Source organism: Pseudomonas trivialis (assembly GCF_036864995.1).
Taxonomy (GTDB): Bacteria; Pseudomonadota; Gammaproteobacteria; order Pseudomonadales; family Pseudomonadaceae; genus Aquipseudomonas; species Aquipseudomonas trivialis.
In genome coordinates, this window is record NZ_CP142151.1 from 429,049 (window position 1) to 451,880 (window position 22,832).

Genomic DNA, 22,832 nt, shown 5'->3' on the forward strand with positions numbered 1-22,832 from the left:
GCGCTTTGTGGTGTCTGCGTCACGGTAGCTTTTGAGTCGTGGCAGTCAAAATTAAAAAAGTTTTGACTAGCACAGCATATCGCTTTAAACCTTTCATAAATGCGACATAGATTTGCGACATTTCGTCGCTAAATTTGTGAGCCTCTGTGTCGGTGTGTACAATGACCTCCCTTTTGCCCCCGCTAAGCCGGCGTACGTTCGGCGTGGAAGGTAACCGGTTGAATTGAAAAGAAATTTGCCTCGATATAAGAGGCAGCCTGGTGAGAAAGTGTCTATGAAAGCAGGTCTGTACCAACCCGATGAATTCAAGGATAACTGTGGTTTCGGCCTGATAGCCCACATGCAGGGCGAGCCCAGTCATACCCTTTTACAAACGGCCATCGAAGCCCTGACCTGCATGACCCACCGCGGTGGGATCAACGCCGACGGCAAGACCGGTGACGGTTGCGGCTTGCTGATTCAAAAGCCCGACCTGTTCCTGCGCGCTGTGGCCAAACAGCATTTTTCGGTCGACCTGCCCAAGCAGTACGCCGTGGGCATGGTGTTTTTCAACCAGGACCCGGTCAAAGCCGAAGCCGCTCGCGAAAACATGAACCGCGAGATCCTCGCTGCCGGCCTGCAACTCGTTGGCTGGCGCAAAGTGCCCATCGACACCAGCGTGCTCGGCCGTCTGGCCCATGAGCGCCTGCCGCAGATCGAACAAGTGTTCATCGCCGGTGATGGCCTGAGCGACCAGGACATGGCGATCAAGCTGTTCACCTCGCGTCGTCGCTCCTCGGTGCTCAACGCCGCCGACGCCGACCACTACATCTGCAGCTTTTCCCACAAGACCATCATTTATAAAGGCCTGATGATGCCGGCGGACCTCACCGCCTTCTATCCGGACCTGAGCGATGAGCGCCTGCAAACCGCAATCTGCGTGTTCCACCAGCGCTTCTCCACCAACACCCTGCCGAAATGGCCGCTGGCTCAGCCATTCCGCTTCCTCGCCCACAACGGCGAGATCAATACCATCACCGGCAACCGCAACTGGGCCGTGGCCCGTCGCACCAAGTTCGCCAACGATCTGATGGACCTCGAAGAGCTCGGCCCGCTGGTCAACCGCGTGGGTTCCGACTCTTCCAGCATGGACAACATGCTCGAACTGATGGTCACCGGCGGCATCGACCTGTTCCGTGGCGTGCGCATGATCATTCCGCCTGCGTGGCAGAACGTCGAAACCATGGACCCGGACCTGCGTGCATTCTACGAGTACAACTCGATGCACATGGAGCCGTGGGACGGCCCGGCCGGCGTGGTGATGACCGACGGCCGCTACGCGGTGTGCCTGCTCGACCGTAACGGTCTGCGCCCGGCGCGTTGGGTCACCACCACCAACGGCTTCATCACCCTGGCGTCGGAAATCGGCGTGTGGGACTACAAGCCTGAAGACGTCATCGCCAAAGGCCGCGTAGGCCCTGGCCAGATCCTGGCCGTGGACACCGAAACCGGGCAGATCCTCGACACCGACGCCATCGACAACCGCTTGAAGTCGCGTCACCCCTACAAGCAATGGCTGCGCAAGAACGCCCTGCGCATCCAGGCGACCATGGAAGACAACGACCACGGCTCGGCTTTCTACGACGTAGACCAACTCAAGCAGTACATGAAGATGTACCAGGTCACGTTCGAAGAGCGCGACCAGGTGCTGCGTCCGCTTGGCGAGCAAGGCTACGAGGCGGTCGGCTCCATGGGCGATGACACGCCGATGGCCGTGCTGTCCCAGCGTGTGCGCACGCCGTATGACTATTTCCGCCAGCAGTTCGCCCAGGTGACCAACCCGCCGATCGACCCGCTGCGCGAAGCCATCGTGATGTCCCTGGAAGTGTGCCTCGGTGCCGAGCGCAACATCTTCCAGGAATCGCCTGAGCACGCCTCCCGCGTGATCCTCAGCTCGCCGGTCATTTCCCCGGCCAAGTGGCGCTCGCTGATGACCCTGGAGCGTCCGGGCTTCGACCGCCAGATCATCGACCTGAACTACGACGAGAGCGTTGGCCTGGAAGCCGCCGTGCGCAACGTCGCCGATCAGGCCGAAGAAGCCGTGCGTGCCGGGCGTACCCAGATCGTGTTGACCGACCGTCATATCGCGCCGGGCAAGCTGCCGATCCACGCCTCGCTCGCCACCGGTGCGGTGCACCACCGCCTGACCGAAAAAGGCCTGCGTTGCGACTCCAACATCCTCGTCGAAACCGCCACCGCCCGCGACCCGCATCACTTTGCGGTGCTGATCGGCTTCGGCGCTTCGGCGGTGTACCCGTTCCTGGCCTACGAAGTGCTGGGCGACCTGATCCGTACCGGTGAAGTGTTGGGCGACCTTTATGAGGTGTTCAAAAACTACCGTAAAGGCATCACCAAAGGCCTGCTGAAGATCCTGTCGAAGATGGGCATTTCCACCGTCACGTCCTATCGCGGCGCGCAGTTGTTCGAAGCCATCGGCCTGTCCGAAGAAGTCTGCGAGTTGAGCTTCCGTGGTGTGCCGAGCCGCATCAAGGGTGCACGCTTCGTCGATATCGAAGCTGAACAGAAAGCGCTGGCAGCCGAAGCCTGGAGCGCGCGCAAGCCGATCCAGCAAGGCGGCCTGCTCAAGTTCGTGCACGGTGGCGAATACCACGCCTACAACCCGGACGTGGTCAGCACCCTGCAAGCCGCCGTGCAGCAGGGCGACTACGCCAAGTTCAAGGCCTACACCGCGCTGGTGGATAACCGCCCGGTGTCGATGATTCGCGATCTGTTCAAGGTGAAGACCCTGGACACACCGATGGACATCAGCGAAGTCGAACCGCTGGAGTCGATCCTCAAGCGCTTCGACTCCGCCGGTATTTCCCTGGGCGCCCTGTCGCCCGAGGCCCACGAAGCCCTGGCCGAAGCCATGAACCGCCTGGGTGCGCGTTCCAACTCCGGCGAAGGCGGCGAAGACCCGGCGCGCTACGGCACGCTCAAAAGCTCGAAGATCAAGCAGGTGGCGACCGGCCGTTTCGGCGTGACCCCGGAATACCTGGTCAACGCCGAGGTGCTGCAGATCAAGGTGGCCCAGGGCGCCAAGCCGGGTGAGGGCGGGCAACTGCCGGGCGGCAAGGTCAATGGCCTGATCGCCAAGCTGCGCTACGCAGTGCCCGGCGTGACCCTGATTTCGCCGCCGCCGCACCACGACATCTATTCGATCGAAGACTTGTCGCAGCTGATTTTCGACCTCAAGCAAGTCAACCCGCAGGCGCTGGTCTCGGTGAAGCTGGTGGCGGAAGCGGGCGTGGGTACCATTGCCGCCGGCGTGGCCAAGGCCTATGCCGACCTGATCACCATCTCCGGCTACGACGGCGGCACTGGCGCATCGCCGCTGACCTCCATCAAGTACGCCGGTGCACCGTGGGAACTGGGCCTGGCTGAAACCCACCAGACCCTGCGCGGCAACGACCTGCGCGGCAAGGTACGGGTACAGACCGACGGCGGCCTGAAAACCGGCCTCGACGTGATCAAGGCCGCGATCCTCGGCGCCGAGAGCTTCGGCTTCGGTACCGCGCCGATGATCGCCCTGGGCTGCAAATACCTGCGCATCTGCCACCTGAACAACTGCGCCACCGGCGTCGCCACGCAGAACGAAAAACTGCGCAAGGATCACTACATCGGCACCGTCGACATGGTGGTGAATTTCTTCACCTACGTCGCCGAAGAGACCCGTGAGTGGCTGGCCAAGCTGGGCGTGCGCTCGCTGGAAGAACTGATCGGACGCACCGACCTGCTGGAAATCCTTCAGGGCCAGACCGCCAAGCAACAGCACCTGGACCTCACGCCGCTGTTGGGCAGCGATCACATCCCGGCCGACAAACCGCAGTTCTGCGGCGTGGAGCGTAACCCGCCGTTCGACAAGGGCCTGTTGGCCGAGAAGATGGTCGATATGGCCGGCTCCTCGATCAATGACGCCAGCGGTGGCGAATTCGCTCTGGACATCTGCAACTGCGACCGTTCCATCGGCGCCCGCGTCTCCGGCGAAATCGCGCGCAGGCACGGCAACCAGGGGATGGCGAAAGCGCCGATCACCTTCCGCTTCAAGGGCACCGCAGGCCAGAGCTTCGGCGTGTGGAACGCCGGCGGTCTGCACATGTACCTCGAAGGCGACGCCAACGATTACGTGGGCAAGGGCATGACCGGCGGCAAGCTGGTGATCGTTCCGCCTGCGGGCAGCGTGTACAAGAGCCAGGACAGTGCAATCATCGGCAACACCTGCCTGTACGGCGCTACCGGTGGCAAGCTGTTCGCCGCCGGTACTGCGGGTGAGCGTTTCGCCGTGCGTAACTCCGGTGCCCACACCGTGGTGGAAGGCACTGGCGATCACTGCTGCGAATACATGACCGGGGGCTTTGTCGCGGTACTGGGCAAGACCGGTTACAACTTCGGTTCGGGCATGACCGGCGGTTTCGCCTACGTGCTCGACCAGGACAACACCTTCGTCGACAAGGTCAACCACGAGTTGGTCGAGATCCAGCGCATCAGCGGCGAAGCCATGGAGTCCTACCGTAACCACTTGCAGCATGTGCTGGACGAGTACGTCGAAGAGACCGGCAGCGAATGGGGGCGTAACCTCGCCGAAAACCTCGATGATTACCTGCGTCGTTTCTGGCTGGTCAAGCCCAAGGCTGCCAACCTGAAATCGTTGCTTTCCAGCATCCGTGCCAACCCGCAGTGATATGCGCCTGAAGAGTTTGATGAGGTTTTAACATGGCTGAACGTCTGAATAACGACTTCCAGTTCATCGATGTCGGGCGCAAGGATCCGAAGAAGAAACTGTTGCGTCAACGCAAGAAAGAGTTCGTGGAAATCTACGAACCCTTCAAGCCCCAGCACTCGGTCGACCAGGCCCACCGCTGCCTGGGCTGCGGTAACCCGTATTGCGAATGGAAGTGCCCGGTGCACAACTTCATTCCCAACTGGCTGAAATTGGTGGCCGAGGGCAACATCCTCGCCGCCGCCGAACTGTCGCACCAGACCAACACCCTGCCGGAAGTGTGCGGCCGGGTGTGCCCGCAGGACCGTCTGTGCGAGGGTGCCTGCACCCTCAACGACGGCTTCGGCGCGGTGACCATCGGTTCGGTCGAGAAGTACATCACCGACACCGCGTTCGCCATGGGCTGGCGCCCGGACATGTCCAAGGTGAAGCCGACCGGCAAGCGCGTCGCGATCATCGGCGCCGGTCCGGCGGGCCTGGGTTGTGCCGACGTGCTGGTACGTGGCGGCGTGACGCCGGTGGTGTTCGACAAGAACCCGGAAATCGGCGGCCTGCTGACCTTCGGCATTCCCGAGTTCAAGCTGGAAAAGACCGTACTGAGCCACCGTCGTGAAGTGTTCACCGGCATGGGGATCGAGTTCCGTCTCAATACCGAGATCGGCAAGGACATCACCATGGAGCAGTTGCTCGCCGAATACGACGCCGTGTTCATGGGCATGGGCACCTACACCTACATGAAGGGCGGTTTTGCCGGTGAGGACTTGCCGGGCGTGTATGACGCGCTCGACTTCCTGATCGCCAACGTCAACCGCAACCTGGGCTTTGAAAAGGCGCCGGAAGATTTCGTCGACATGAAGGGCAAGAAGGTCGTGGTACTCGGCGGTGGCGACACCGCGATGGACTGCAACCGCACGTCGATCCGTCAGGGCGCCAAGTCGGTGACCTGTGCGTACCGTCGTGACGAAGCCAACATGCCGGGCTCGCGCAAAGAGGTGAAGAACGCCAAGGAAGAAGGCGTGAAATTCCTCTACAACCGCCAGCCGATTGCCATCGTCGGTGAAGACCGTGTCGAAGGCGTGAAGGTGGTCGAGACCCGTCTCGGCGAACCGGACGCCCGTGGTCGTCGCAGCCCTGAGCCGATCCCGGGTTCCGAAGAGATCATCCCGGCCGACGCCGTGGTCATTGCCTTCGGTTTCCGCCCAAGCCCGGCGCCGTGGTTCGAGCAGTTCACCATCCAGACCGACAGCCAGGGCCGCGTGGTGGCCCCGGAACAAGGCCAGTACAAGCACCAGACCAGCAACCCGAAGATCTTCGCCGGTGGCGACATGGTGCGCGGCTCTGACCTGGTGGTGACGGCGATCTTCGAAGGCCGCAACGCCGCCGAAGGGATCCTGGACTACCTGCAGGTCTGACTCCGATCCCGAGTTGAAATGGGATCAAAAATGTGGGAGGGGCTTGCTCCCGATGGCAGTGTGTCAGCCAATGAATTTGGTGACTGATGCACCGCCATCGGGAGCAAGCCCCTCCCACATTTGTCTTGCGGTGTATTCAAGCTACCGCGACAAATTGACCCGATAGACAAAAGGCACGGTGCATTCCGTGCCTTTTGCGTCGTGCTCTGAGAAAATGCCCGCACTTTTTTTGCGGATGCCGACATGACTGCCCTCAAGAACGACCGTTTCCTCCGTGCCCTGCTCAAGCAGCCCGTAGACGTCACGCCCGTGTGGATGATGCGTCAAGCCGGTCGTTACCTGCCGGAATACCGGGCCAGTCGCGCCCATGCCGGCGACTTCATGAGCCTGTGCATGAACCCGCAATTCGCCTGCGAAGTCACGATGCAGCCGCTGGACCGCTACCCGCAACTGGACGCGGCCATCCTTTTCTCCGACATCCTCACCATCCCCGACGCCATGGGCCAGGGCCTGTATTTCGAGACCGGCGAAGGCCCGCGCTTCAGGAAAGTCGTCAGCACCCTGGCCGACATCGAAGCCCTGCCGATTCCCGATCCGCACAAGGACCTCGGTTACGTGATGGATGCCGTCAGCACCATCCGCCGCGAACTCAATGGTCGCGTGCCGCTGATCGGCTTCTCCGGCAGCCCCTGGACCCTGGCTACCTATATGGTCGAAGGCGGTTCGTCGAAAGACTTCCGCAAGACCAAGGCCATGCTCTACGACAATCCGCAGGCCATGCACCTGCTGCTGGACAAGCTGGCGCAGTCGGTGACGGCGTACCTCAACGGCCAGATCATGGCCGGTGCCCAGGCCGTGCAGATTTTCGACACCTGGGGCGGCAACCTGTCGGCGGCGGCGTACCAGGAATTCTCCCTGGCCTACATGCGCAAGATCGTCAGCGGCCTGATTCGCGAGCACGAAGGCCGCAAAGTGCCGGTCATCCTGTTCACCAAGGGCGGCGGCCTGTGGCTGGAAAGCATCGCCGACGCGGGTGCCGACGCCCTGGGCCTGGACTGGACCTGCGATATCGGCGAAGCGCGCCAGCGTGTGGGTAACCGCGTGGCGCTGCAAGGCAACATGGACCCCACCGTGCTGTACGCCAACCCCGAAGCGATCCGCAGTGAAGTCGGCCGCATCCTGGCCAGCTACGGCAAGGGCACCGGGCATGTGTTCAACCTCGGCCATGGCATTACGCCGGAAGTGAACCCGGAGCACGCCGGCGCGTTCCTGCGGGCGGTGCACGAACTCTCGGCGCAGTACCACGAATAAAACACAGAGCAAAAATGTGGGAGGGGGCAAGCCCCCTCCCACATTAAAAGCCAGAAACCTTCAGACCTTTCTCAGCGGCGCCAGCTTGGCCAGCCTCAGCGCCACCAGCAGCGCGCCGATCAACAAGGCCACGATAAACCCGCCAATTCCGTTCCAGCCGCCCAGGTGCCAGAAGAACCCACCTGCCGTCCCGGCAATGCTCGATCCCGCGTAATAGCTGAACAGATACAGCGACGAGGCCTGCCCCTTGGCCTTGACGGCGCGGCGACCGATCCAACTGCTGGCGACCGAGTGGGCGGCGAAGAAGCCGAAAGTGAAGATCAGCATGCCAGGCACGATCAGCCACAGCGGGCTGAACAGGGTCAGGACGAAGCCGGCCAGCATCAATACGATGGTGGCCCACAGCACGCGGCGGCGGCCGAGGCGGTCGGCCAGGGAGCCGATTTTCGCCGAGCTGTAGATGCCCGAGAGGTACACCAGCGACAGCAGGCCGACCACCGCCTGGCTCAAGTCATAGGGATCGGCCAGCAGCCGGTAGCCGATGTAGTTGAACAGCGTCACGAAGGCGCCCATCAGCAGAAAGGCCTCAAGGAACAGCCACGGCAGGCCGGCGTCCCTGAAGTGCATGACAAAGCCGTTCATCAGGCTGCGCGGCTTGAGGCTGCTGGCGCGGAAGTTGCGCGATTCGGGGAGGATCTTCCAGAACACGGTTGCCGCGATCAGTGCAAGGGCGCCGATGATCAGCATCGCGGTGTGCCAACTGACGAAGTCGATCAACACGCCGATGATCAAACGCCCGCTCATGCCGCCAATCGCGTTGCCGGCGATGTACAGGCCCATCGCCAGGCCGATGTGCTGCGGGTGAATCTCTTCACTGAGGTAAGTCATCGCCACGGCGGCCAGGCCGCTGAGGGACAGACCCACCAGCGCACGCATCAGCAGGATGCCCTCCCAGCTCGGCATCAGGCCGCTGGCAAACGTCGCCAGGGCCGCGCAAAACAACGCCGCCACCATCACCGGCTTGCGCCCCAGCCGGTCGGATATCGGTCCGGTGATCAGCAGGCCGAACGCGAGCATTCCCGTGGACACCGACAGGATCAGGCTGCTCTGCGCGGCATTGATGGCGAACTCATGGGACAGCGCCGGCATCATCGGCTGCACGCAATACAACAAGGCAAACGTGGCAAAGCCACCGCAGAACAGCGCCAGCACCGTGCGCATGAACATCGGCGTGCCTTTTTCGATGAACGCCTCAGTGAGTTCGGCGGCCACCTCATCCAAAGCGGTGGTCGGGACTTCCTGGGCGAACGGAGCGACAGCAGATTTCACAGGGACCTCGGTGGACAAGACTGCCATGGCCGGCAATGCAAAAAAGAATATAGCTGGCTAATGATTCTTTCCAATATATTATTCGACCTGTTTGATAGCTTCTGCGACTTAATGGTGAAGGTATGGAATTACGTCATTTACGCTACTTCATTGCCGTCGCCGAGGAGCTGCACTTCGGTCGCGCCGCGCAGGTACTGGGCATCTCGCAACCGCCGCTGAGCCAGCAGATTCAGGCGCTGGAACAGCAAGTGGGTGCGCGCTTGTTCGAGCGCACCAACCGGCGCGTTGAGCTGAGCGAAGCGGGGCGGCTGTTCCTGCACGAGGCGCGCCTGGTGCTGGCGCAGGTCGACAAGGCGGCGGATGTAGCGCGGCGTGCGCACATGGGGGAGCTGGGTGAGCTGAAGATCGGCTTCACCTCCTCGGCGCCGATCAACGCCAGCATTCCCCAGGCGATCTATGGCTTTCGCCAGGCGTTCCCGGCGGTTCACCTGACGCTGAGGGAAATGAGCAGTACCCAGGTGGCCGAGGCCTTGGTGGACGAATCGATCCAGGTCGGCTTGATGCGGCCGTTGCCGTTGCCCGATTCCCTGAGTGCTGTCGAGCTGATGCGTGAGCCGCTCGTGGCCGTATTGAACACCGGCCATCCGTTGACGGCAGGCAGTGAACACGGCTTGCACCTGGCGCAACTGGCCGAGGAACCCTTCGTGTTCTTCCCGCGCAGCTACGGCAGCGGTCTGTACGCCCAACTGCTCGACCTGGCCCGCGACGCCGGCTTCAGCCCGCGCTTTGCCCAGGAGGCTGGCGAAGCGATGACCATCATCGGCCTGGTGGCGGCGGGGCTGGGGGTGTCGGTATTGCCAGCGTCGTACCAGCGCATCCGCATCGATGGCGTGGTGTATCGCACCTTGCTGGACCCTGCCGCGGTGTCAGCGGTATGGCTGGTGCAACGCAAGGGTGTGCAGTCGCCGATGGCGAAGGCGTTTGTGGCGTTGTTGGTGGCGAGCGGGATTGCCCCAAGGTCGACCAGTTGAGCGAAGACTCCCTATGGCGAGCAGGCTTGTTGTGGCGAGCGGGCTTGCCCCGCGTTGGGCTGCGAAGCAGCCCCAAAACCAGGCTCCGAGCATTATCAGATACACCGCGTTTTAATTAATTGGGGGCGCTTCGCACCCCAACGCGGGGCAAGCCCGCTCGCCACATTTACGGCGTTTTGCCACCGATTGGGGATACTGCACACGCTCACTCGTTTGCGGGTGAATCGTCAGCTCCAGCGCCGAAAGATCAGTGAGGTGTTCACCCCGCCGAAGGCAAAGTTGTTGTTCATCACGTAGTCGTGGTGCATCTCGCGAAAGCCTCCTTGCAGGTAATCCAGCTCGCCGCATTGCGGGTCGACGGTGTCCAGGTTGAAGGTGTGCACGTATTGGTCGCGGTTCATCATCTCGATGCTGAACCATGATTCCAGCGCGCCGCACGCGCCCAGGGTGTGGCCGAGGAAACTCTTCTGCGAGCTGATGGGCATGCGGCTGCCGAACAGGCTGCTGGTGGCCAGGGTCTCGGCGATGTCGCCCTGGTCGGTGGCGGTGCCATGACCATTCACGTAGCCGATGGCGGACGGCGCAAGCCCTGCGTCTTCCAGGGCCAGTTCCATGGCGCGGCGCATGGTTTTCTGTTCCGGGCGGGTGGTGTGCTGACCGTCGGCATTGCTGCCGAAGCCGACCAGTTCGGCGTGGATATGCGCACCGCGCGCCAGGGCGTGTTCCAGCTCCTCCAGCACCAGCATGCCGCCGCCTTCGCCGATCACCAGGCCGTCACGGCCGCTGTCGTAGGGGCGTGGGCTGGTCTGCGGGGCGTCATTCTTCAAGCTGGTGGCGTAGAGAGCGTCGAACACCATGGCCTCGGTGGGGCACAGCTCTTCGGCGCCGCCGGCGAGCATCAACGGCAGGCGGCCGAACTTGATCGCCTCGTAGGCATACCCGATGCCCTGGCTGCCGCTGGTGCAGGCGCTGGAAGTGGGGATCAGCCGCCCGGTGAGGCCAAAGAAGATGCTGATATTCGCCGCTGTGGTGTGCGGCATCATGCGCACGTAGGAGTTGGCGTTGAGCCCCTCGGCCACCGAGTTCAGCAGCATGTTGCCGAACGCCTTGATCTCATCGGTGCTGCCGGTGGACGAACCGCAGGCCACGCCCATGCGCCCGTCCTTGATCGACTCGTCGCCGAGCAAGCCGGCGTCCTGCAGCGCCTGCTCCGCCGCCCACACCGCCAGGCGCGAGACGCGGCCCATGCTGCGCAATTGCTTGCGCGTCCAGTGCGCGGGCACCACGAAATCATCGATCGGCCCGGCCAGGCGCGTGTTCAGCTCTATAAAACGGTCCCACTCATCCATCCGCCGGATGCCGCTGCGGTTGGCGCGAAAGTTGGCGGCGATGGTGTCCCAATCGCTGCCCAGGGAGGTCATGCCGGCCATGCCGGTGACGACGACGCGTTTCATCAGCACAGGCCTCCGTTCACTGCCAATACCTGGCGCGTGATGTAGCCGGCTTCGGCCGACATCAGGAAGTTCACGGCGCCGGCAACTTCCTCCGGGGTGCCCATGCGCTGCGCCGGGATCATCTTCATCAGTTCTTCCACCGGCACGTTTTCATCGAGCATGGCGGTGTCGATCAAACCGGGAGCGACGCAGTTGACGGTGATCTTGCGCTTGCCCAGCTCGACGGCCAGCGCCTTGGCCGCACCGATCAGCCCGGCCTTGGACGCGCTGTAATTGACCTGCCCACGGTTGCCGATCAGCCCTGAAACGGAAGTGATGCAGACGATACGCCCGGGCGCGCGACGCCGAATCATCGGCATCATCACCGGGTGCAGCACGTTGTAGAAACCGTCGAGGTTGGTACGCAACACCACGTCCCAATCGTCTTCCGAGAGGGCCGGGAACGCACCGTCGCGGGTCAGTCCGGCGTTGAGCACCACGCCGTAATAGGCGCCGTGTTGCTCCACGTCGGCTTCGAGTATTTCGCGGCACGCGGCGCGGTCGGCGACGTCGAATTGCAGCACGCGGGCGTTGCGTCCCAACGACTGGATCTGGACCTGCACCGCATCGGCTTCGGCGCGCCCGCTGCGGCAGTGCAGCACGATGTCATGCCCGGCCTGGGCCAGGCGCAGGGCGATGGCGCGGCCGATGCCTCGGCTGGAGCCGGTGACCAGTACGGATTGAGTCATGACGTTGCGTCCTTCGATTCAGCTAAATAATTGGCCGCCTGGGGCGGTCGAAATACGTTCAGGCGTGCGCTGGCCTGGATGCCGTCGCCGGTCAGGTGGCATTCGAACACCCCCATGCCGTTATCGTCTTCCAGCGAGCGCAGGCCGTGGATGGTCAGCTCGGCGCCGGCCGGGAAGCCATCCACGTTGCACTCGAACTTGCGTGTGCCGAGCAGGAAGCCCAGTTCCACCGCTTCGCCGTTCTTGCGTGCGCGGCAACCGGCATAGGCGGCGACGCTCTGCGCCATCAGTTCGATGCCGACCCACGCCGGCAGGCTGCCGTCCGCGCGGTTGAAGAGGCCGCCGGGCTTTACGGTGAGACAGGTACGAATCTGCTCTTCATCGAACGACAGCACCTGGTCGATCAGGATCATGTCGCCCGCGTGGGGCAGCAGTTCGGCGAGTGGCCAATCGATCATGGGGCCTCTCCGATAATCAGGCTGACATTGTTGCCGCCGAAGGCGAACGAGTTGCTCATCAGGCGGGGTTGTTGCAGGGCGTCACCGCCGCGTGCCCACTGCAACGCGGGCAGTGCCGGGTCGGCCTGGCCGTCCCACACGTGCGGCGGCACCACGCCGTGAGCCAGGCTCAGCCAGCAGAACGCTGCCTCCAACGCCCCGGCCGCACCGAGGGTGTGACCGCTCATGGGCTTGGTCGACGAACACGCCACGCCATACGGGAACAGCTGAGCGACGGCCAGGCTTTCCATGGCGTCGTTATGCTGGGTGGCGGTGCCGTGCAGGTTCAGGTAGCCGATCTGCTCGGGGTTCAATGCGGCACTGCTCAAGGCCTTGCGCATGGCTTGCAGCGCGCCTTTGCCCGTGGGTTCCGGCGCGGAAATATGGTGCGCGTCGCTGCTCGCACCGCTGCCAAGCAGGGCAATGGGCCCCCGCTCGCGTGTCATCAGGAACAGCACCGCCGCTTCGCCGATATTGATGCCGTTGCGGTTCACCGAAAACGGATTGCAGCGCTCGCCCGACACCGCTTCCAGCGAGGTAAAGCCATTGAGCGTCAGCTTGCACAGGCTGTCGACGCCACCGCAGATCACCGCATCGCACACGCCCAGGTCCAGCAGGCGCCGGGCGCTCATCAGCGCCCGGGCACTCGAGGTGCACGCGGTGGAAATCACATAGGCGGGGCCGCTCAGGTGCAGCCAGTCGGCGAGAAAGTTGGCCGGTGCGCTGAGTTCCTGTTGCTGGTAGTCGTAATTGCCGGGGAACTGCCGGTCGCGCAGGTACTGGGCAATACCACGGCTGGCTTCGTCGATGCCCGAGGTGCTGGTGCCCAGCACAACCCCCACCCTCGAGGCGCCATAGGTCTGGATCGCCTGGCGCATCTCGCCCTCTATCTGCAGCGCCGCTTCCAGCAGCAACTGGTTGTTACGGCTGCTTTGCTGGCCCAGTTGCAGCGGGATCGGCGCCAGCTCACCGTGCACAGCGCCCACCGGCAGTGCACGCTCTGGCACCCAGCCGCTCTCGGCGCGCATGCCGGCGCAGTCGCCGGCAAACAGGCTGCGGGCGACCTCGGCCTGCCCACGGCCGAGCGCACAGATCACGCCCAGGGCATTGAGATAAGCCGTCATCGTTCAACCCCAAGCGGCGTGATGCGATAGCTCAGCGGCTGGCCCGTCATGTTCACGCTGAACACCTCGGAGGACTGATAAACGATTTGCCAATGGCCCGGCAGGGTGCGCGTCAGGTCCCTGGCCTGGGCGCCCGGGTACAGGGCGCGAAGGTCGTCCGCCGAGGCCAGCGCAAACAGCAGGGCGGCGAACAGCTCACGTGCCTGCGGATTGGGCGGCAGCAAACCGTCGGCCTGCCACGCGCCATCGAGCAACTTTTGCCGCGCCAGGGGAATGCCCAGCGGGTCCATCATCGACCAACGAATGGCGGCGCCCTCGCGCTGAATCACCAGCAGCCAGTCCTGGCGCTGCTTGCCTTCCATGCGCTGCACGTGCAATTGCAGCGGCAAACTCAGGGTCGGGATTTTTTCCGGCAACGGTGCCTGGCTGGCGCACGCGCTCAGCAGCAACAGGCAGCCGATCAGCAGCAGGCGCATCATGGCGCACTGCTCGCCAGCGGCTTGCGCGCCACGCAGTTGACCAGGGTTTCTTCACGCTGGCCCACCGGCGGCGCCTTGCGCAGGCCCAGGCGCTCCAGCAGGCCGAAATCCGTGGCGCGGCTCCACCACAGATAGGGGTAGGAAACGTTCTGCGGGCCAAATTCAAAGCCCTGCTCGCGGATCATCGCCAGGTACGCCTGGGCGCTTTTTTGCACCTGCATGGGGTGGCGGAACAGCCAGCGAATCACCCAGGTGTCGATATAGGCTTCTGTGGACTCGGCAAACAGCAGATAGCCGCCGGGCTTGAGCACGCGATAGAACTCTGCAAGGGCGCGATCCTGCTCCACCAAGTGGTGGAACGTCTGATGGCAGAACAGGATATCCACACTGGCGTCCGGCACTTGCAGGGTGGCGCAGTCGCTGCCGATCAGCTCGATGGCCAGGCCCTGGCGCGCCGCTTCGGCCTGGCTCTGGTGGAGGCTGTGGGGGTCGGCATCCAGGCCGATCAGCCGTTCCGGGGCGAACACCTGTTGCAGGTACGCAAAGGATTTGCCCTGGCCGCAGCCGGCGTCCAGCAACACCGGGGCCTGCGGCACAGGCTCGGTGAACAGGCTGCGCTGGTCGTCGATGGCCACGCGCAACACATAGTGTTGCCAGGTGCGGCTGCGCAGAAACCAAAGGCCGAAGCGGGTTTCTTCGACGTAATGTTTACTCAGGTACTGGCTGCTCATACCGGATCACTCGCACAAATTTCCGACAACATCCGCAAGCGTCGCTTGGGCTCGCTGACAAACGGGTTGCGCTCGTCCCAGGCATAACCGGCGAGGATCGCGCTGATCATGCGGCGAATCTCCGGCGAACTGCCCGGGTGGAAGATCACATCCTGGAAGGTCCCGGCGTACCAGCCCTCCACGTAGCAGCGAAAGGTGTCGACGCCGCGCTTGAGCGGTTCGGCGAATTCGGTTTGCCAGTCGACGGTTTCGCCCGTGAGCTGACGATGCAGCACCCCGGCGGCCATGCTTGCCGAACGCATGGCGATGGTCACGCCGGACGAAAACACTGGGTCGAGAAATTCCGCCGCATTGCCCAGCAATGCAAAACCAGGGCCGTGCAGGGTTTTGACGTTGGCCGAGTAGCCGCCGATGCTGCGCGCCGGGGTATCCCACACCGCGTTTTGCAGCACGCCGGACAGGCTTTGGGTTTCAGCGATAAAACCGCGCAGGCACGCATCGAGGTCGCTGTCGCGGCCGTCGAAATGCGTCTGCGCCGCCACCACGCCCACCGAACAGCGGCCGTTGCTGAACGGGATGGTCCAGAACCAGATATCGCGCTTCACCGGGTGGGTGGTAATGAGGATTTTGCTACGGTCGAAGCCTGGGTGTTCGATGCGGTCTTCAACATGGGTGAATACCGCCCGGCGCAGCGGGAAATTCGACGGCGCCTCAAGGTCGAGCAGGCGCGACAGCACCCGGCCGTAACCGCTGGCGTCGAGCACGAATCTGGCCTTGAGGTGATACTCGCTGCCGTTTTGCCGACGCACATGCAGGTAACGGCATTCGCCGCTGAAATCCGCGCCGACGATGGTTTGGCCATAGCGAATGTCCACGCCCTGCAGCGCCGCCTGATCGGCCAGCAGCTTGTCGAACTCGCCGCGCTGCACCTGATAGGTGGTCGGCTTGCCGTTGCTGAACGTGTCGCCAAAATCGAACGCACTGTAGCGCTCGCCCCAGGCGAACGCGGCGCCGGTTTTCACCTGGAACCCGGCTGCCTGCACTGCCTCGAGCATACCTGCCTCTTCGATAAAGTCGATGCAGTGCGACAGCAGGCTTTCGCCAATCGAGAAGCGCGGGAAATGCTCGCGCTCGATGATCACGACGTCATGGCCCTTGCGCTTGAGCAGCGCGGCGGCGATGGCTCCGGACGGGCCGGCACCGATCACCACTACCTGGCGACGTTCCATTTCAACTGTGGGCACTGAGGCTCCTTGCCGCATGGGCGATAATCACATTCATAAGGCGGGTTTGCGCGGCCCGGCCCAGGGCGCCAGCATAAAGCTGAATGCCAGGCCGAGGCTGACCGACAGGCCGAAATTACTCACCGCTGGCGTACTCGATACCGCCAGCAGGCCGAACGACAACCAGGTCGTCAACGCCGCCAGCAACGTGCCCAGCAGGCTGACCGCCGGGCCGCCGATCTGCTCGCGCATCAGGATCGCATAGTCGACGCTGATGGCCGTGACCAGCAGCAGGCCGAACAGGCTGAACAGAGTCAGCGGCTGGCCCAGCCAGCCCAGGCTGGCCAGGCTGCACAGCGCGGCCAGCAACGGCAGGGCGACGATGCGCAAGGCGCCGCCGAAGCCGAACGGCACCATCAGCAGCAACACGATCAGCACACACGAGAGTAACTTGAGTTCGGCGGCGCTGATCTGTGTGGCGGCGAACACGCGGTTCAGGTCGCCCAGGCGATCCACCAGTTGCACACCAGGCAAGTCCACGGCCTGCACCCGCAGCAGCGCCGGATTGTTCAGGCCCTGCAGGCTGACCATTGCCGCCACGCCGCCGTTGACCGGGCCCAGCCACAGCGTGCGCCAGGGTTCGGCCAGCGGACCTTTGAGGGCGGCGTCGATATCTTCGGTGGGCAGCGCCTGCAACTGCGCCACTTCGGCTTGCAGGGCGCTGGCCGGCACACCGAGGTCCACCAGCGGCTGCCAGTGTTGTGCCAGGTTGCCCAGCGCATCGCGCAGTCGCTGTTGCTCGGCCGGCAAGCTGACCAGTTGGTTGAGCGCCAGGTAACCCTGGAGCTTGTCCATATTCACCAGTTGCTCCAGGCGCTGGCCCAGCGCGGCCTGACGCTCCAGCAACTGTTGCTGGTTGTCTGCGCGCACCAGGAAGAACTGGCTGGTGGGCTGAAAGCCGGTAATCCGTGCCACGGCCTGGGCTTCCTGCAGCAAGTGGGGCGGTGCGCCGATCCACTGGCGAATGTCGTTTTTGCTGTTCAGGTGCCATACACCACCGGCGCAGAACAGCAGCACCAGCGCCAGCAACAGCGGGCTCGGCACGCGCTGCAGCAACGACTCGCGCAGCCGCCACAGGCCCTCGGCAATCCGCAGCGGCCACTGCGCCGGGCGCAATTCAATGCCCTTGAGCAGCGCCGGCAGCAGGCACACGGCGCACAGGTAGGCGCCCACCAGCCCTGCGGCGGAAAACACGGCAATCTGCGTCAGCGCCGGAAACGGTGTCCAGGCCAGCGCCAGATAACCGATGCAACTGGTCGCCAGGCTCAGGCTGAGCCCCGGCAAGGTCAGGCGCAACGCCGGCCAGCTTTGCCACGGCTTCAGGCTCCAGCTTTTGGACAGGTAATGCAGCGGGTAATCCACCGCCACGCCGATCAGGCTGGAGCCCAGCACCAAGGTCATCACATGCACATGGCCGAACAGCGCCACACAGGCCACCGCACCGAACAGCATGCCTGTGATCACCGGCACGAAGGCCAGCAAAACGCGCCAGCGGCGGAAGGCCAGAAGCAGCAACAGCAGAATGCCGACGGTCGCGCCGCCGCCGACCCAGGTGATTTCCCGCGTGGCTTGCTGCTGCCCATTGGCCGCGTAGAGCAGGCCGCTGGCCGCGAGCAGTTGTGCGCCGTGTTCGGCGGCCTCTGCGCGGCTGGCCTGGAGCAGGTCCGCCACGTGCAGCGGCAGTTGCATATCGAAGGCATTGCCGGTGGTGCGCGCGCGCAGCAGCACCCAGCTTTTGCCGTCGGCATCGGCGATCAGCGCGCCGCTGCCGATATCCAGTTGCACCGAGCCATGCTGTGGCTGGCTGTTCTGAATGCGCCCGGTGAGGCCGAGCCAGTCGTCCTGGCTCGGCACCAGGCTGAAGCCGGTGAAGGGGTCGAACAGCGATTGCACGCGCTGCTGGATAAACGCCTCGGGATGCTCGATGAGTTGCTCGCGGTCCTTGGCCGCGAGCATCGCCAGTCGCCCGCGCAGCAGTTGTTCGCGCAGTGCCGGCAGGTCGGCCTGCAGGTTCCACTGCACCTTTTCAAACAGCCCGCTGGCCTGCCAGCGCTCGCCTAGCTGTTGCGCCACGGCCACGGCCTGCTGGCGGTCGGCATGCCCCACCAGCACCAGCATCTCGCGGTTGAGCGGCTCCTGCATGCGTTGTTCGGCTTGCTGTTCCAGGGCATCCGGCGCACTGCCCGGCACCAGTTCCATCAGGTTGGCCGACAGCGGCGCACCCTGGCGCCACTGCCAGCCGGCCAGCGCCAGCACGGCCACCAGCAGGATCAGGAACAGGCGCGGCAGCAGGCGCTCACTGGGCAAAGTCATGTTGCTCCGCGTCGGTCAGGGGCAGGCTCGCGGTGCTGTCCTGCATACGCAGCACGGTGCTGTCGCCCTGGGTCTCCTGCAGTTCGATGGTGTGCACCAACGCGCCGCCGTCGATGTTGATTTGGTTGAACACCTGCTTGAGCAGCAGCGAACGCGGAATCAGGGTCAGCTTCCACTGTGTGGACTCACCTTGCAGGTGCAGTTCGAAATCACGCTGCAAGCCGCTGCTGTCGCCCTGCAGCACGGCGAGAAACAGACGGTTCTGCTCAGCCCCGGCACTCTTGTTCGGCAACAATTGCCAGCCGTTGCCTTCACGCCGGGCGATGCCCTGGGCGCTGATGCGGTAGTCCTGCTGCAGCGGGGTTTTCAGCAGCCAGAGCAGGCCGTGGTCCTTGGCAAGCACGAAGGTGCCCTTGCTGACCAAGGGCTGGGGCAGGGCGCGCAGGTGCTTTTCCTGGGTGAAGCTGCCGTGGATCACGGAGGGTTTGGCCAGTTGATCGCTGAGTTGTTGCAGGTCGAAAGCGTGGGCGCTGAAACTCAGCAACAGCCCGATCAATGTGGGAGCGGGCTTGCCCACGAAAAACCTGAGGACGCTGCGCAGTGCATGGCGGATCGCATTATCGTTGACGATTTTCGCGGGCAGGCCCGCTCCCACAGGAGATCTCATTTCAAGGCCCTCTCGACGGCGTCGGTGAAGATTGTGGGGGAGGCCAGTTGCATCTCGCGGCTGGCGATTTCCACCGCCACCTGCACGGTGCTGGCGCGGGTCAGGCGCTCGCCGCTGGCGAGGTCGGTGATCAGGTAGTTGATCTTCAAGCGGTTCTCCCACTCCACCAGGCTGGCGCGCACGTTGATCGTCTGGCCGAACACCGCGCCGCGCACGTAGCGCAATTGCATGTCGATCACCGGCCAGGCGTAGCCCGCCTCGCGCATGGCGCTGTAGTTGTGGCCGATCCTGTCGAGCAAGGCGCAGCGTGCGACTTCCAGGTATTTGACGTAATGGCCGTGCCACACCACATGCATAGTGTCGACGTCGAAAAACGGCACGAGGATTTCAGTGTCGCAGTGCAACACGCCGGGGCTACGCATGCAGCCTCCAGTGTTGCGCGGCGATGCGTTGCAGGCACAGGCGCAATTCGCCTTCCAGGGCACGGTCTTCGATCACGGGCGGAAAGTCTTTGCCCAGCTCGACGTGCATGGCGGCCAGGGCCGGTGGCAGCGGGCGCGCATCCTCGGCCCGGGCGCGCAGCCACACCCCTTGATTGGCGGCCAGCAGGGCGGCGGCCGCCACTTGTTCGGTCAGTTCCAGCACGCGGATCGCATCGCGGGCGGCGATGGTGCCCATGCTCACCTTGTCCTGGTTATGGCACTCGGTGGAGCGCGAGAACACGCTGGCCGGCATGGTGTTTTTCAGTGCTTCGGCGGTCCAGGCACTGGTGCCGATCTGCACGGCCTTGAAGCCATGGTTGATCATCGCGCGGTCGGCCGGTGCGCCGGACAGGTTGCTCGGCAGGCCGTGGTTGTAACGCACGTCCACCAACAACGCGAGCTGCCGGTCAAGCAGGTCGGCGACGTTGGCCACCAGGGTCTTGAGGCTGTCCATGGCGAAGGCGATGTGCCCGCCGTAGAAGTGCCCGCCGTGCAGCACGCGCTCCTGCTCGGCGTCGATGATCGGGTTGTCGTTGGCGCTGTTCAGCTCGATCTCGATGAATGAGCGCAGCCAGTTCAGGCTGTCGGCCAATACGCCGAGAACGTGTGGCGCGCAGCGCAGCGAGTAGCGGTCCTGCAGGCGGTGCAGCGGCGCGGTCGGCGCGTCGATCGCCAAATCCTTGCGCAGCCACGCGGCGACCTGCATCTGCCCCGGGTGTGGCTTGGCGGCGAACAGGCGTTCGTCGAAGTGTTCCGGGTTGCCTTGCAGGGCCACCACATTGAGTGCGGTGATGCGCGTGGCCAGTTGCAGCAGGTAATCGGCGCGGGCGAAGGCCAGGCAGGCGAGGCCGGTCATCACCGCAGTGCCGTTCATCAAGGCCAGGGCTTCCTTGGGACGCAACACCAGTGGTGCCCAACCCAGCTCGCGGTGCACGTCGGCGGCCGGGCGCTGTTCGCCCTTGAACAACACCTCGCGCTCACCGGACAAGGTGGCCGCCACATAGGACAGCGGCGTCAGGTCACCGCTGGCGCCCACCGAGCCTTCCTCGGGGATCAGCGGCAGCACATCGTGTTCGAGGAAGGCATGCAGGCGCTCGAGCAACTCCACGCGTACCCCGGACACGCCGTGACACAACGATTGCAACCTGGCCGCCAGCACCGCGCGGGTGGCCTGGGCGTCGAGTAGCTTGCCCAGGCCGCAACCGTGGAAGGTGTACAGGTGACGCGGCAGCGCTTCGACGTGCTGCAACGGCACCGCCACCACGCAGGAGTCGCCGTAGCCGGTGGTCACGCCGTAGATCACGCCTTCCTTGTCCAGCAGCGAGTCGAGGAACTGCGCGCCCTTGGCAATGCGCTGGCGATAGGCTGCATCGTCCTGCAACCTTGTGGGCGCCTGACGGTTGGCCAGGGCCAGCACGTCTTCGATGCGCAGGGGGCGTTCGCCAAAGGTGACCGGCTCAGGATGCGGGATCATGGGTCTTCCAGAAGGGGTAAAAGTTGAACCATTGTTGGGGCGCCTGCAGGCAGAACTCGCCCAGGCGTGCGGCGTAACGCGCGGTCCACAGGGCGATTACCTGTTCGCGGGTGCTGCGCTTCCATTCGATCAGTTGCGCGAAGGGCTCGATGGTCAGGCGGTAGCGGCCCTGGTGCTTGAGGCACATCAGCAGGTTGACCCGGCATTGGAGCAAGCCGGCCAGCAGCCACGGGCCTTGGGGGAATGCGGCGGCATGCCCGAGAAAGTCCACGCGCACCGTGCGCCCGCCATGCAGCGGTACACGGTCGCCGGCAATCGCCAGCCATTCGCCGTCGTCCAGGCGCTGGCTGAGCAGCAGCATGGTGGCCGGGTCCAGCTCGCTGACCTGGATCAGGCGCAAGTGGGTGGCGCCGGCCTCGCCCAGCAGGCGGTTGAAGCGTTCGGCGTGCTTGGTGTGCACCAGCACGTTCATGGTCACCTGTTCGCCGATCTCCGCCAGCGCGCGGCACACCTCGAGGTTGCCCAGGTGTGCGCCCACCAGCATCTGCCCGCGCTCGCCGCGCAATTGCCCGCGCAGTTGCGCCGGGTCGTTGATTTCGATCTGTTCCAGACGCAGTTTGCCGTTCCACACGTCGAGCTTGTCGAGCAGGGAGTCGGCGAAGGCCATGAACTGGCCGAATACCTTGCGCCGTGTGGGGCGCAATTCATCGCGCCCGCTCCACTGCGCCAGGCGCTGCTGGTATTGCCAGGCGCTCTGGCGCGCGGTGCGGCCGAACAGAAAAAAGTAGAACACGATGCTGTACAGCAACGGGCTCAGCAGGCGCCGGCCGAGCACCCGGGCGGCGACGGCGGTGAATTTCATCAGCCAGAAGCTGCCGCGTTCTTCGCGGTCGGCCCAGTGTTTGGTGTTGTCGGTCATGCCTGCCACCGTCGCCACAGGATCATCGGCGCGCGCACCAGCATGCCGAAGAACAGCCGGGTGTGCATGGCGCTGATGCGCAGGTTGTCGTGGAACAGGCGAAAGTGCGACAGGCCGTCGGCGGGGTAATGCACCTGGGTCGGTAGCCAGCGCATCGGCTGGTTGCGCCAGGTCAGGCGTACGAGGATGTCCGAATCGAAATCCATGCGCGTGCCGATGTAGGCCGAGTCCATCAGCGCCAGCACCGGTGCCAGCGGGTACACGCGAAAACCGCACATCGAATCGCGGATCTGCAGCGAGAGGGTGTTGATCCACACCCATACATGGGTGAGATAGCGCGCGTAGAGGCGGCCCTTGGGCACGCTGTCGTCGTATTCGGGGTAGCCGCAGATGATTGCGTCGGGGTGCCGACGCGAGGTGTCGATAAAGGTTTCGACTTCACGCAGATCATGCTGGCCGTCGGCGTCGACTTGCAGCGCATGGCTGTAGCCCAGGCGTGCGGCCTCGCGGAAGCCCGCCATGACGGCGCCGCCCTTGCCGAGGTTGTGGGGCAGGGTGATCAGGGTGACGTGTTCCAGGTTCGCCAATTGCACCAGCACCGCCGCGCAGGCCGGGCTGCTGCCGTCGTCTACCAGCAGGCAGGGCAGGCCGCTGGCGAGCAGGCTGCGCACCACGGCGGGCACGGCGGCTTCGTGGTTGTAGACGGGGATCAAGGCGCAGGGGTTATGCATGGGGCTCCCACCGTGCGGGCAAATGCCCTGTGGCGAGCGGGCTTGTTGTGGCGAGCGGGCTTGCCCCGCGTTGGGCTGCGTAGCAGCCCCAAAACAAGCGACGCAGCT

General features: G+C 64.0%; 18 protein-coding genes. 4 read left to right on the forward strand and 14 right to left on the reverse strand.

From position 1 onward, the window contains the following. The first annotated feature begins 274 nt into the window (after positions 1–274). The 3 genes from gltB to hemE all read left to right on the forward strand — a co-directional run bounded on the left by gltB (position 275) and on the right by hemE (position 7,482). On the forward strand, positions 275–4,720 hold the full coding sequence (gltB, locus tag VRB54_RS01845) for a glutamate synthase large subunit (protein ID WP_338479302.1): 4,446 nt from the start codon (positions 275–277) through the stop codon (positions 4,718–4,720). Positions 4,721–4,752: 32 nt separating this feature from the next. After that, on the forward strand, positions 4,753–6,171 hold the full coding sequence (locus VRB54_RS01850) for an FAD-dependent oxidoreductase (RefSeq protein WP_338479303.1): 1,419 nt from the start codon (positions 4,753–4,755) through the stop codon (positions 6,169–6,171). Between the two features lie 243 nt (positions 6,172–6,414). Continuing rightward, positions 6,415–7,482, forward strand: coding sequence for a uroporphyrinogen decarboxylase (hemE, locus tag VRB54_RS01855; protein WP_338479304.1), 1,068 nt, complete (start codon positions 6,415–6,417; stop codon positions 7,480–7,482). Between the two features lie 60 nt (positions 7,483–7,542). Here the strand turns inward: hemE and VRB54_RS01860 are convergent, their stop codons facing one another. After that, positions 7,543–8,811: an MFS transporter gene (locus tag VRB54_RS01860; RefSeq protein WP_338479305.1), complete on the reverse strand. Its 1,269-nt coding sequence runs from the start codon at positions 8,809–8,811 to the stop codon at positions 7,543–7,545. Between the two features lie 122 nt (positions 8,812–8,933). Here VRB54_RS01860 and VRB54_RS01865 point away from each other — a divergent pair, with 122 nt between their 5' ends. After that, on the forward strand, positions 8,934–9,842 hold the full coding sequence (locus VRB54_RS01865; protein WP_338479306.1) for a LysR family transcriptional regulator: 909 nt from the start codon (positions 8,934–8,936) through the stop codon (positions 9,840–9,842). Between the two features lie 227 nt (positions 9,843–10,069). Here VRB54_RS01865 and VRB54_RS01870 read toward each other — a convergent pair whose 3' ends face one another. The 13 genes from VRB54_RS01870 to VRB54_RS01930 are packed head-to-tail and all read right to left on the reverse strand — an operon-like array spanning position 10,070 to position 22,724. After that, positions 10,070–11,296: a beta-ketoacyl-ACP synthase gene (locus VRB54_RS01870; protein ID WP_338479307.1), complete on the reverse strand. Its 1,227-nt coding sequence runs from the start codon at positions 11,294–11,296 to the stop codon at positions 10,070–10,072. Continuing rightward, positions 11,296–12,024 (reverse strand): 3-ketoacyl-ACP reductase FabG2, encoded by a 729-nt coding sequence (locus VRB54_RS01875; protein WP_338479308.1) that lies wholly within the window; start codon positions 12,022–12,024, stop codon positions 11,296–11,298. The genes VRB54_RS01870 and VRB54_RS01875 overlap by 1 nt, the downstream gene beginning before the upstream one ends. Further along, entirely contained in the window at positions 12,021–12,482 is a 462-nt protein-coding gene (locus tag VRB54_RS01880) for a hotdog family protein (protein WP_338479309.1), read from the reverse strand. Before VRB54_RS01880 ends, VRB54_RS01875 begins: the two co-directional genes overlap by 4 nt. Next, entirely contained in the window at positions 12,479–13,645 is a 1,167-nt protein-coding gene (locus tag VRB54_RS01885; RefSeq protein WP_338479310.1) for a beta-ketoacyl-[acyl-carrier-protein] synthase family protein, read from the reverse strand. The genes VRB54_RS01880 and VRB54_RS01885 overlap by 4 nt, the downstream gene beginning before the upstream one ends. Continuing rightward, positions 13,642–14,124 (reverse strand): DUF3261 domain-containing protein, encoded by a 483-nt coding sequence (locus tag VRB54_RS01890; protein WP_338479311.1) that lies wholly within the window; start codon positions 14,122–14,124, stop codon positions 13,642–13,644. Before VRB54_RS01890 ends, VRB54_RS01885 begins: the two co-directional genes overlap by 4 nt. Beyond that, a complete protein-coding gene (locus tag VRB54_RS01895) occupies positions 14,121–14,855 on the reverse strand; it encodes a class I SAM-dependent methyltransferase (protein WP_338479312.1) in 735 nt (244 codons plus the stop codon). Before VRB54_RS01895 ends, VRB54_RS01890 begins: the two co-directional genes overlap by 4 nt. Next, a complete protein-coding gene (locus VRB54_RS01900; RefSeq protein WP_338479313.1) occupies positions 14,852–16,099 on the reverse strand; it encodes an NAD(P)/FAD-dependent oxidoreductase in 1,248 nt (415 codons plus the stop codon). The genes VRB54_RS01895 and VRB54_RS01900 overlap by 4 nt, the downstream gene beginning before the upstream one ends. Positions 16,100–16,132: 33 nt before the next feature. Beyond that, a complete protein-coding gene (locus VRB54_RS01905) occupies positions 16,133–18,451 on the reverse strand; it encodes an MMPL family transporter (RefSeq protein ID WP_338479314.1) in 2,319 nt (772 codons plus the stop codon). Continuing rightward, a complete protein-coding gene (locus VRB54_RS01910; RefSeq protein WP_338479315.1) occupies positions 18,435–19,118 on the reverse strand; it encodes an outer membrane lipoprotein carrier protein LolA in 684 nt (227 codons plus the stop codon). Before VRB54_RS01910 ends, VRB54_RS01905 begins: the two co-directional genes overlap by 17 nt. Next, positions 19,115–19,540: an acyl-CoA thioesterase gene (locus tag VRB54_RS01915; RefSeq protein ID WP_338479316.1), complete on the reverse strand. Its 426-nt coding sequence runs from the start codon at positions 19,538–19,540 to the stop codon at positions 19,115–19,117. The genes VRB54_RS01910 and VRB54_RS01915 overlap by 4 nt, the downstream gene beginning before the upstream one ends. Beyond that, positions 19,533–21,074 (reverse strand): aromatic amino acid ammonia-lyase, encoded by a 1,542-nt coding sequence (locus VRB54_RS01920; RefSeq protein ID WP_338479317.1) that lies wholly within the window; start codon positions 21,072–21,074, stop codon positions 19,533–19,535. Before VRB54_RS01920 ends, VRB54_RS01915 begins: the two co-directional genes overlap by 8 nt. Next, the gene (locus VRB54_RS01925) at positions 21,058–21,993 is read right to left on the reverse strand and encodes a glycosyl transferase (protein ID WP_209987666.1); all 936 of its coding nucleotides are present in this window, start codon (positions 21,991–21,993) and stop codon (positions 21,058–21,060) included. Before VRB54_RS01925 ends, VRB54_RS01920 begins: the two co-directional genes overlap by 17 nt. Continuing rightward, positions 21,990–22,724, reverse strand: a complete 735-nt coding sequence (locus VRB54_RS01930) for a glycosyltransferase family 2 protein (RefSeq protein ID WP_338479318.1) — start codon at positions 22,722–22,724, stop codon at positions 21,990–21,992. The genes VRB54_RS01925 and VRB54_RS01930 overlap by 4 nt, the downstream gene beginning before the upstream one ends. Positions 22,725–22,832: the final 108 nt, after the last annotated feature.